Below are 11,401 nucleotides of genomic sequence, written 5' to 3'. Positions count from 1 at the left end.
TGGATGTTGTCGTCACGCTGGCTGCCGGTGGCACGTTGGCGATTGCCTCCGATGAGGAGCGGGTGGTGCCTGCGGCGTTGGCGGAGATGGTGCGTAGCGCGGGTGTGTCCGTGGCCAGTGTCGTGCCGTCGTTGCTGAGTGTCCTCGATCCGGCTGCGGTGNCNGGNGTAGGGAACTGGGTGCTGGGCGCCGAGTTGCTGACCGCCGGTCTGGCCTCGCGGTGGGTCGGGCAGGCGCAGGTGTGGAACACCTACGGCCCGACCGAGGCCACNGTGATCACCACNGCCGTACCTCTCCAAGCGAATATCACCCCTGCCGATCCGCCTCCGGCCATTGGCCGCCCGATCGGCAACACCCACACCNACGTGCTGGACGANTTCCTGCGGCCCGTACCCCCGGGTGTCGTCGGCGAGGTCTATATCGCCGGCCCGGGACTGGCCCGTGGCTACATCGGCCGCCGGGGGCTGACCGCGGAGCGCTTCGTGGCNTGTCCCTTCGAGCCCGGATTACGCATGTACCGCTCCGGCGACCTGGCCCGCTGGTCCGACGACGGGCTGCTGCACTTCGCCGGNCGTGCCGATGAGCAGGTCAAGATACGGGGCTTCCGTATCGAGCCCGGCGAGGTCGAAGCCGTCCTCGCCGCCCACCCCGACGTCTCCCGCGCCGCCGTCATCGCACGCGAAGACCACCCCGGCGACAAGCGACTCATCGCCTACGTCGTGACCGGCAGCCCGCAGGCGGACATCGACGCCGTGCGTGCCCACGCCGCCGCCCACCTGCCCGCACACATGGTTCCCGCCGCCGTGCTCGCGCTGGAGAGCCTGCCGCTGACACCCAGCGGCAAGCTCAACCGTGCTGCTCTCCCCGCCCCGGACTTCGCCGAGCGCGCCACCGGCCGCGCGCCCGAGGGCGAGACCGAGGAGGCGCTGTGCCTGCTCTTCGCCGACGTCCTCGGCGCCGAACGGGTCGGAGCTGACGACAACTTCTTCGACCTCGGCGGCGACTCCGGGCTCGCGATGCGCCTCGCCGGGCGGATCCGGGAGGACTTCGGCGCCGAGCTGGTCATGCGGCAGTTCTTCGGCGCTCCCACCCCCGCGGGCGTGGCGCGGATGCTGGCGTCCAAGACGCGCCCCGTGCTCCGCGCCGTCGAGCACCCGCACGAGGTGCCGGCGTCCGCCGGCCAGTTGCGTACGTGGCTGATGTCCCGGCTCGCCGAGGACGCCGCCGCCTACCGCACCTCCGTGGCGCTGCGCCTCACCGGCACGCTGGACCGTGCCGCGCTGCGCGCCGCGCTCGGCGACGTCGCGGCCCGCCACGACGCGCTGCGCACCACCTTCGCCGCCGAGGGCGGCGCCGGGCCGCGGCAGCGCGTCCTCAGCGCCACCGCCGCCCGTCCCGAGCCCGACGTGGTCCCGGCGACCGAGGCGGAGCTGCCGGAGCTGCTGGAGGACCGCTCCGCCCACGCCTTCGACCTCACCTGCGAGGTCCCGTGGACGCAGACCCTGTTCGCGCTGTCGGAGACGGAGCACGTGCTGCTCCTCGTCGTGCACCGCATCGCCGCCGACGACGAGTCGCTGGACGTGCTGCTGCGGGACCTGTCGGCGGCGTACGGGGCACGGCGCGAGGGGCGGACGCCCGAACGCGCGCCGCTGCCACTGCAGTTCGCCGACTACGCCCTCTGGGAACGCGAACTGCTTCTCTGCGAGGACGATCCGGAGAGCCTGATCAGCGACCAGGTGGCGTACTGGAAGGACGCACTCGCCGGCCTCGCCCCGGAGCTGCCCCTGCCCGCGGACAGGCAGCGGCCCCAGCTTGCGACGCACCGCACCGGGCGGGTGCCGCTGCGCGTCGGCGCCGACGTGCACGAGCGGCTGAGTGCGCTGGACGAGGCCGGCGAAGGCGCGTTCACCGTCGTGCAGGCGGCGCTGGCGCTGCTGCTGACCCGGCTCGGCGCGGGCACCGACGTCACACTGGGCGCGCTGCTGCCGCGGCGGGACGAGGAGGGCGCGCTGGAGGGCGTGGTGGGCCCCTTCGCCGGACCCGTCGCGCTGCGTACCGACACCTCCGGCGACCCGGCGTTCCGCGAACTGCTCCGCCGCGTACGGGAGGTGAACCTCGAAGCGCGCCGCCACCAGGACCTGCCGTTCGAGCGCCTGGTCGACGTGCTGGAGGTGCCGCCGTCCGCCGCGCGGCACCCCGTCGTGCAGGTCATGCTCGACGTGCGCGACGGCACCACCGACGAGGAGGACACCTCCGAGCTGCCGGGACTGAGCACCAGCCGCCTCGACCTCGGCCCCGCCGCGTCCGAGCTGGATCTGTCGGTCAGCCTCAGCGAGTGGTATCGGGGCGACGGCTCACCGGGCGGCCTCGACGGCCATCTGTGCTACGCCGCCGAGCTGTTCGACGCCGCCGGCGCCGCCGCGCTCGCCCACCGTCTGGTGCGTGTGCTGCAGCAGGTCGCGGACGACCCGGACGTACGCCTGGGCGACGTGGACGTGATCCTGGACCCGGCCGAGCACCACCGCCTCGTACGGGAGTGGAACGACACCGCGGCGCCGCTGCCGGACACCACCGTCGTCGGCCTCCTCGCCGACCGGGCGGCGCGCACCCCGGGCGCCGTCGCCGTCACCGACCAGGACGGTGCGCTGACGTACGGGGCGCTGGACACCGCCTCCGGGATGCTCGCCCGCCGGCTGGCCGCCCGCGGCGTCGGCGCGGAGGACGTCGTCGCCGTGGCGCTGCCGCTGGGCGCCCGGCTCGCCGTCGCGCTGCTCGGCGTGCTCAAGGCCGGCGCCGCCTGCCTGTTCACCGGTCCTGACCGGCCGATGCAGGCGCTCGCGCCGCTGCGCGGCAACCGGCCCGGCGCGCTGATCTGCACCGCGACCACCGCCGGGCTGCTGCCCGCCGACCACGCGATGACGGTCGTCCCGCTCGGGAACCCCGTCCTGGCCGCCGCCCGCGGCACGTACGCGGGGCCCGGCCTCGCCGACGGCACGGGCACCGGTCTGCCGCGGCCCGGTCACGCCGCGCTGCTGCTGGACTCCACGACGCCGCACGGCGTGCCCGCGGGCGTCGTCCTCGAGCACCGCTCGCTGGTCAGCCACCTCGCGTACGCAGCCCACGGAGCCCACGGATCCGACGAGGCCGGGGACCCCGCGCCCGACGGGATGCCGCGGCACCTGACGCTGGACGAACGCGCCCCCGTCGAGGCCGTGGTGACCCCGCTGCTCGGCGCGCTGTGCGCCGGCGAGAGCGTCCTGCTCGGCAAGCCCGACCCGAACGCCGCCCGCCGCGCGCTCACCACCCGCGACCTGCTGTGGACGCTGGCCGAACTGCCCCCGGACGACCCGTCGTTCGCGGAGGTCACCGTCGTCGAGGACGGCACCCCCGCCGCCGACGTCGACGCCCGCGAGTGGCGCGCCCGCCACCCGGACGCCGCCCTGGTCACCGGCTACGGACCGCCCGGCACCGCCGGCCCCTGGCTGCGCCACCGCACCGCCCCCGGCGCGCCGCTGGCCGCCGAGGTGCCCACCGGCAGGCTGCGACCCCACACCCGCGCCTACGTCCTCGACGACCGGCTGCGCCCGGTCCCGCCCGGCGCCGTCGGCGACCTCTACGTCGCCGGCGCCACCCTCGCCCGCGGCTACCACGGCAGCACCAGGCTCACCGGCGAGCACTTCGTCGCCTGCCCGTACGGGCCCGCGGGGGAGCGGATGCTGCGTACGGGCGAGCGCGCCCGGTGGAGTTCCGCGGGGCTGCTGACGGTGCGCGGCCGGCAGGCCGGCGAACCCGACGCGGCGCTCACACAGGCCCGCCGCCGGGAGGGCGGCGGCGACCTCGGGGTGCTGCTGCCGCTGCGCACCGAGGGCAGCGGCCCGCCGCTGTTCTGCGTGCACTCCGCCACCGGCCTCGCCTGGAGCTACGCGGTCCTCGTGCCGCACCTCCCGCAGGACCGGCCGGTGTACGGGATCCAGGCGCGCGGCCTCGCCGGACCCGAGCCGATGCCCAAGAGCGTCGCCGAGATGGCCGCCGACTACGCGGACGAGATCCGGACCGTACAGCCCGAGGGCCCGTACCACCTGCTCGGCTGGTCCTTCGGCGGCATGCTCGCGCAGGCCGTCGCCGCCCGGCTGGAGGAGCAGGGCGAGCGCGTGGAACTGCTCGCGCTGCTCGACGCGTACCCCGACGGCGGTGCCGGCACGTCGCTGTTCTCGAACGAGGACGCCGCCGGCCGCGCCGCGGCCGCGTCCGCGCCGCAGGGCCGGCTCCTCGGCCCCGGCGGCGACGAAGCCGCGGTGCCCGGGGTCAGCGGGCGGCTGCGCTCGCGGATGGAGCAGGTCATGCGCAACGCGGCGGGGTTCGCGCCCGAGCACACCCCGCGCCGTACGGCGGGCGACCTGCTGCTCTTCGTCGCCACCGAGGACCGGCCGGCGCGGCTTCCCGTCGCCGACGCCGTCGAGAGCTGGAAGCCGTACGCCGCCGGGAACGTCGAACCGCACGAGATCGCGGCCGACCACTTCGGAATGCTGAAATCCGCCCCCGCGGCGCGAATCGGCCGCATTCTCGCCGAGCGGCTGGGAAATCCGGACGGGGCCCGGGAGAAATGAGCCGGCGCACCACGGGATACGGAACCCGGAAAACAGGATTCCGTCATGCCGCCCGGCGCAGCGCGCCCGCACGTGCGGCGCGCGGCGGAAGACGCACGCATTCAGGCAGCACGAATTCAGGAGGGAGCGGGCGAGTGGCCAAAGCACCGGAGATTCCCGTACACAACCGCAGGGACGGCCTCGAACCCCTGCCCGAGCTGCGCCGGATGAGCCAGGAGACGCCGCTGCTGGAAACCCCGCGCGACTGGGTCGCCACCGGGCAGGCCGAAGTGCGCCGGATCCTCGGCGACGCGGACCACTTCAGCACCATGCCGCCCGCCGACACCGAGGAGGACCGGCGGCGCCAGATCCAGGAAGGCAACCTTCTGCAGTACGACCCGCCGGACCACACCCGGCTGCGCCAGATGCTCACCCCGGAGTTCACCAACCGGCGGATGCGCAGGCTGGAGCCCTTCATCGAGGAGATCGTCACCGAACGCCTCGACGCGCTCGAACGCGCCGGCCGGCCCGCCGACCTCATGCGTCACTTCGCCTGGCCCATCCCCGGGCTCGTCAGTTGCGCGCTGCTCGGCGTCCCCCGCGACGACCAGGCGGAACTGGCCCGCAACCTCGACATCAGCCGGGCCGGCAACCGCAGCCGCACCCAGCAGATGACAGCGGGCAAGGCGTACGTCGGCTACATGAGCCAACTCGTCGCGCGCAAGCGCCGCGACCCCGGCGGCGACCTGCTCGGCATGCTGATCCGCGAGCACGGCGACGACGTCACCGACAGCGAACTGACCGGCATCGGCACGTCGCTGATGGCCGCCGGCTACGAGAACGTCGCCGGCACCCTCGGCCTCGGCACGATGCTGCTGCTCAGCCGCCCCGACCAGCAGGCGCTTCTGCTGCAGCGGCCGGAGCTGACCGACCGCGCGGTGGAGGAACTGCTGCGGTACGTGTCCGTGATCGCCACCTCCTCGCCGCGCACCGCCCTCGCGGACGTGCCCGTCGGCGACGCGGTGATCAAGAAGGGCGACGTCGTGGTCTGCTCCCTGCTCGCGGTCAACCGGGCCGCCGAGGACGGCGCCGGCCACGACCGGTTCGACATCACCCGCGAGGCCGGCTCCCACCTGGCCTTCGGCCACGGCATCCACTACTGCCTCGGCGCCCCGCTGACCCGCGTGCAGCTCAGGATCGCGCTCCCGCGGCTGCTGCGCCGCTTCCCCGGGCTGCACCTGGCCGTACCGCCCCAAGAGCTGCGCTACCGGACGCACGCGCCGAACTACGGCGTCGAAGCGCTGCCCGTCGCCTGGTAGGAGGACCCGTGCCACGCCGCATCGGGCCCGTGCCCGTCCACACCCGCAGAACGCGCTTCGACCCCGCCGAGGGCCTGCGCCGGCTCGCCGCCGACCGGCCCGTCACCCGGGTCGACGTCGGTCCGGGCGACAGCGCGGAGTACGTCTGGCTGGTCACCGGATACGACGCGGTACGCCAAGTCCTCGGCGACCACGTCCGGTTCTCCACCCGCCGCCGCTTCGGCCGCACGGCGCGGACGGACGCGGCGGACCCCCCAGACCACCGCCCGGACGACATGATCGGGCAGCTCATGGACTACGACCCGCCCGAGCACACCCGGCTCAGGAAGATGCTCACGCCGGAGTTCACCGTGCGCCGGATCCGCCGCCTGCGCCCCCGGATCGAGGAGATCGTCGCCGACCGCCTCGACGCCGTGGAACGCGCCGGTCCGCCCGCCGACCTCGTGGCGCAGTTCGCCACCCCCGTCTCCGGCGCGGTGCTCTGCGAGCTGATCGGCGTGCCCAGGGACGACCGCGGCGCATTCCTGCGCCGCGCCCGGCTCCACCTCGACCAGGGCCGCGGCCGGCAGGCGCGGGCCGCCGCCGGCGCCGCCTTCTCGCGCTACCTCGCCGCCCTGGTCGCCGGGCAGCGCCGCGACCCCGACGGCGGCTTCCTCGGCACGCTCGTACGCGACCACGGGGCCGACGTCACCGACAAGGAACTCCGCGGCGTCTGCGTGCTGCTGATGCTCGCCGGCCTCGACAACGTCTCCGGGATGCTGAGCCTGGGCACCCTGCTGCTGCTCGAACACCCCGACCGGCTCGCGGAGTTCCGCGCGCACCCCGGGGAGGCGGACCGTACCGTGGACGAGCTGCTGCGCTACCTGACCGTGCCGCACGTGCCCACGCCGCGCACCGCCCTGGAGGACGTCGCCGTCGGCGGACAGCACGTCAAGGCGGGCGAACACGTCCTCGTCTCCCTGCCGATGGCCAACCGCGACCCGGCCCTGACTGCGTCCCCCGACCGCTTCGACCCCGCCCGCGAGCCCTCCGCCCACCTCGCCTTCGGCCACGGCATCCACCACTGCCTGGGCGCCGCGCTCGCCCGCATGGAACTCGCCATCGGCTACACCGCGCTGCTGCGCCGCTTCCCGCACCTGCGCCTCGCCGCGCCGGCCGCGGAGGTGCCGTTCCGGCTGCACTCGACCGCCTACGGCCTGGAGCGGCTGCCGGTCGCCTGGTGACCTGCGGCCGGAGAGAGGAGACGACGATGGAGGTACGGGTCGACCGCGACCGGTGCGTGGGGTCGGGGCTGTGCATGATGCAGGTGCCCGCCGTCTTCGACCAGTCCGAGGACGACGGCAAGGTGCTGCTCACCACCGCGCACCCCGATCCCGCGCTCGTCAGGTCCGTACGCGGCGCCGCCGGACGGTGCCCCGGGCGGGCCATCTCGCTGCACGACGGCGTCCCCTGAAGTTCTGCTGAAGATAAAGCGTGCCCACGCAACGCGCTGAGCACCGCTGACAGAACCCTATTCATGGAATTCTCATGAAAGCCGCCGCCTGTGCCCACAGCAGGCGGCGTTCTGTATCCGCCCTGTGACCGGCGCTCGCGTAGAACTTGGCCCATGTTCACCACACGCAAACGCGCATTCGCGCAGACCCTGCTCGCCTCGTCCGCACTGGTCGTCAGTGTCGTGCTGGCGGGGTGCTCCGACGATTCAGAGGCCGCCTCCTCCGACGGCGGCACGTCCGCCTCCCCGGGCAGCCAGTTCGACCAGGCGGTCGAGTACGCGCAGTGCATGCGTGACAACGGGGTGCCGGAGTTCGAGGACCCGGTGCAGGACACCGGCGGCGTCATGTTCAAACAGGGCGGCGGACTCGACCCGTCCTCCGCCGAGTTCAAGGCCGCCGAGGAAGCCTGCCGCGACAAGCAGCCGCAGCGCCAGGGCGGCCCGGGCGGCGGTGAGCCGCTGGACTCCGAGAAGGTCGCGGAGTGGGCCGAGTGCATCCGGCAGAACGGCCTGCCCGACTTCCCCGACCCGGACATCGAGGGCAACAGCATGGTCGTGGACATGGGCGCCGTCGACCCGGAGACCTTCGAACCGGCCCGGCAGGCATGCCAGGACAAGTACCCCGGTGGCGGCATGCGGATCGGCGGGGGCATGCGGTGACCAGCCGTGAGGAGACGGAAGAGCTGAATCTGCGGGCACGGCCGGCGGGTGCGCTGGAGGTCCGCTCGCCGGGCCCGCTCGCCGCGGACGGCGACCCCGAGCCGGGCGGGCCCGGCGGCGAACTCGCCACCGTCGACCCGCCCGCCGGGGGCGGCGACGTGCCGGGCGGCCCCGAGCCGGTGCGCAAGGGCCGCAGGCTGCGGATGACGCTGATCGTGGTGATCGCGATCGGCGTCGCCGCCGCGGCGGGGCTCGCCGCCACCGGCGCGCTCGGCGGCGAGGACTCCGAGGAGCCCGTCGCCGGCCCGTCGGGACCGGCGGCGACGGCCCAGGTGGAACGTACGACGCTCACCAGCAGCGAGACCGTGGACGGCACCCTGGGCTACGGCGACGTGACCACCGTGCAGGCCCTCGGCTCGACGGGCAGCGGCACGGCCCCCGACGCCGGCGCCCAGCCGGGCCAGGGCGCCGGATCCGCGGCGGACTCCGGCGGCGATACTGCCGGCACAGGCGCCGGGATCGTCACCTGGACGCCCAACGAGGGCGCCACGATCGAGCGCGGCGAGACCGTGTACGGCATCGACGGCGAGAAGGTCCCGCTGTTCTACGGCGACATACCGCTGTACCGGACGCTGTCGGACGGCAGCGAGGGCGGCGACGTCGAGTTGCTCGAACGCAACCTCGCCAAGCTCGGCTACACCGGGTTCACCGTCGACGAGACGTACAGCGCGGACACCGCGGACGCGGTGGCCGCCTGGCAAGAGGACATGGGCCGGGAGGAGACCGGTGCCGTCGAGCCCGGCGACGCCGTCACCGCCCCCGGGGCCCGGCGCGTCGCCGCGCTGCAGACCTGGCCCGGCGCGAAGGCCGAGGGCGCGGTCCTCGACTGGACCGGCACCGAGCGGGTCGTCTCCGTGGAGCTGGACGCTCAGTTCGAGGACCTCGTACAGACCGGCACCAAAGCCGAGGTCGAGCTGCCCAACGGCACCACCGTGAACGGCGAGGTCACCGACATCGGCACCCCGCCGACCGACACGGCCTCCGGTGCCGCCGGCGCCGAGGGCGAGGAGGACCAGGAGTCCACGCTGCCCCTGCAGTTGACGGTCGGGCAGCAGGACAAGCTCGGCCGCTACCAGGCCGCCCCCGTCGACGTGGTCCTCAAGGCGGACACCCGCGAGAACGTGCTCGCGGTGCCCGTGAACGCGCTCGTCGCCCGGCAGGGCGGCGGCTACGCGGTGCAGAAGGTGACCGCGGGCGGGAACACGGAGTCCGTGCCCGTCGAGCTGGGCATGTTCGCCAACGGGCTGGTCGAGGTCAGCGGCGACGGCGTCGAAGAGGGCATGTCCGTGGGGGTCCCGTCGTGACCGTCCCGCCCCGTCCGGTGGTGGAACTGACCGGGGTCACCAAGACCTACGGGGACGTCGCCGCACTCCGCTCCGCCGACGTCGTCATCCGCCACGGCGAACTGCTGGCCGTCGTCGGCCCGTCCGGCTCCGGCAAGTCCACCATGCTCAACATCATGGGGACGCTCGACCGGCCCACCGCGGGCACCGTCCGCATCGACGGCCACGACGTCGACCGGCTCAGCGACCGGGAGCTGTCGGCCCTGCGGGCGGGCACCATCGGCTTCGTCTTCCAGCAGTTCCACCTCGCCCCCGGCGTCCCGGCGCTGGACAACGTCGCCGACGGGCTGCTCTACAGCGGCCGGACCCGCGCCGAGCGGCGCCGCCTGGCCGAGCGGGCCATGCGCCGCGTCGGCCTCGGCCACCGCCTCTACCACGAGCCGCACCAGCTCTCCGGAGGCGAGAAGCAGCGCGTGGCCATCGCCCGCGCGGTCCTCGGCGACCCGCCCCTGCTGCTCGCCGACGAGCCCACCGGCGCGCTCGACTCCCGCTCCGGGGCGGTCGTGATGGAGCTGCTGCACCAGCTCCACGAGGCCGGCACCACCGTCGTCGTCATCACCCACGACCGCGACATCGCCGCCTCCCTGCCCCGCGAAGTCCGCCTCAAGGACGGCGGCATCGAGCACGACTCCGCCCCCGGCGCCGCCCTTCCGGCCGCCCGGCTCCCCCAGGAGGCCGTCCGATGACCGCGCCGCACGCGACGGCGGAGCTCGACCAAGCACAGCCGCCCGCACCGCCGCCGCCCACCGCGCCGAAGCCCGCCCGGATGACCCCGGCGGACGTGCTGCGGGTCGGGGGGTCGGGGCTGCGCTCGCGGCCCATGCGGGTGTTCCTCTCCGCACTCGGCATCGCCATCGGCATCGCCGCGATGATCGGGGTCGTCGGCATCTCCACCTCCTCCACGGAGGATCTGGACCGCCGGCTGAACGCCCTGGGCACCAACCTGCTCACCGTCACCCCCGGCCAGTCGTTCTCGGGCTCCGAGGCCAGCCTGCCGGAGGAGTCCGTGGCCATGATCGGGGCCATCCCCGAGGTCGAGAACGTCTCCGCCATCGGGCGCGTCGACGCCAATGTCTTCCGCAACGACCGGATCCCCGAGGAGCAGACCGGCGGCCTGAGCGTCAGCGCGGCCCGCACCGACCTGCCGGAGTCCGTCGGGCTGCAGATCACCGACGGCCGCTGGCTCAACGGTGCGACCGGCCGCTATCCCGCGGTGGTCCTCGGCCCCAAGGCCGCCGAGCAGTTGGGGATCTACGAGGCGGGGCCCGACGCGCAGGTCTGGCTGGGCGGCAGGTGGTTCACCGTCGTGGGCCTCACCGCGTACAACGAGCTGGTGCCCGAGCTGGACTCGGCCGCGCTGGTCGGCTGGGACGTCGCCGAGGACGAGCTGGGCTTCGCCGGCAACCCCACGACGATCTACACCCGCAGCGCGGAATCCGCCGTCTCGGACGTGCAGTCCGTCCTCGGCGCCACCGCCAACCCGGAGAACCCCAACGAGGCCACCGTCTCCCGCCCCTCCGACGCCCTGGAGGCCAAGGAGGCGACCGACGAGACGCTCAGCGGCCTGCTGCTGGGACTCGGCGGGGTGGCGCTGATCGTCGGCGGCGTGGGCGTGGCCAACACCATGGTCATCTCCGTCCTCGAACGCCGCTCCGAGATCGGCCTGCGCCGCTCGCTCGGCGCCACCCGCGGCCAGATCCGCAGCCAGTTCCTCTGCGAGGCGCTGCTGCTGTCCGCGCTCGGCGGCCTCGGCGGCGTGGTGCTGGGCATCGGCGTGACCGTCGGCTACGCCACGTCCCAGGACTGGGCGACGGTGGTGCCGGTGTGGGCGATGGCGGGCGGCATCGGCGCGACGCTCCTCATCGGCGGACTCGCCGGGTTCTACCCGGCGGTCCGCGCCGCCCGGCTGCCGCCCACCGAGGCGCTGGCCACCACCTGACC

The 11,401-nt window shown here is 74.4% G+C and carries 8 protein-coding genes; all 8 read left to right on the top strand.

Translation table 11 applies throughout. The features are described from left to right. Window positions 1–4,607: alpha/beta fold hydrolase (locus tag B124_RS19085; protein ID WP_496504089.1), on the top strand; the 4,607-nt coding region annotated here is incomplete at its 5' end. Between the two features lie 134 nt (window positions 4,608–4,741). Beyond that, window positions 4,742–5,905 carry a cytochrome P450 gene (locus tag B124_RS19080; RefSeq protein WP_496504088.1) on the top strand — a complete coding sequence of 388 codons (1,164 nt, stop codon included), beginning with the start codon at window positions 4,742–4,744 and terminating at the stop codon, window positions 5,903–5,905. 8 nt (window positions 5,906–5,913) lie between these two features. Next, window positions 5,914–7,128, top strand: coding sequence for a cytochrome P450 (locus tag B124_RS19075; RefSeq protein WP_496504087.1), 1,215 nt, complete (start codon window positions 5,914–5,916; stop codon window positions 7,126–7,128). A 26-nt stretch (window positions 7,129–7,154) separates the two neighbouring features. Continuing rightward, window positions 7,155–7,358, top strand: a complete 204-nt coding sequence (locus tag B124_RS19070) for a ferredoxin (RefSeq protein WP_496504086.1) — start codon at window positions 7,155–7,157, stop codon at window positions 7,356–7,358. A gap of 153 nt (window positions 7,359–7,511) precedes the next feature. After that, window positions 7,512–8,057 (top strand): hypothetical protein, encoded by a 546-nt coding sequence (locus B124_RS19065; RefSeq protein WP_496504085.1) that lies wholly within the window; start codon window positions 7,512–7,514, stop codon window positions 8,055–8,057. Then, on the top strand, window positions 8,054–9,421 hold the full coding sequence (locus B124_RS19060; protein WP_496504084.1) for a peptidoglycan-binding protein: 1,368 nt from the start codon (window positions 8,054–8,056) through the stop codon (window positions 9,419–9,421). The genes B124_RS19065 and B124_RS19060 overlap by 4 nt, the downstream gene beginning before the upstream one ends. After that, the gene (locus B124_RS19055; protein ID WP_496504083.1) at window positions 9,418–10,146 is read left to right on the top strand and encodes an ABC transporter ATP-binding protein; all 729 of its coding nucleotides are present in this window, start codon (window positions 9,418–9,420) and stop codon (window positions 10,144–10,146) included. The genes B124_RS19060 and B124_RS19055 overlap by 4 nt, the downstream gene beginning before the upstream one ends. Then, window positions 10,143–11,399 (top strand): ABC transporter permease, encoded by a 1,257-nt coding sequence (locus tag B124_RS19050; RefSeq protein ID WP_496504082.1) that lies wholly within the window; start codon window positions 10,143–10,145, stop codon window positions 11,397–11,399. The genes B124_RS19055 and B124_RS19050 overlap by 4 nt, the downstream gene beginning before the upstream one ends. The last annotated feature ends 2 nt before the right edge of the window (window positions 11,400–11,401 follow it).

This window comes from Streptomyces sp. CNP082 (genome assembly GCF_059570535.1).
This window is presented reverse-complemented; position numbering and strand designations above follow the sequence as displayed.

Bases quoted from the DNA above. Each gene is read 5' to 3' on its own strand.
- B124_RS19070 (WP_496504086.1), top strand. From the start codon at position 7,155: ATGGAGGTACGGGTCGACCGCGACCGGTGCGTGGGGTCGGGGCTGTGC.
- B124_RS19050 (WP_496504082.1), top strand. From the start codon at position 10,143: ATGACCGCGCCGCACGCGACGGCGGAGCTCGACCAAGCACAGCCGCCC.
- B124_RS19065 (WP_496504085.1), top strand. From the start codon at position 7,512: ATGTTCACCACACGCAAACGCGCATTCGCGCAGACCCTGCTCGCCTCG.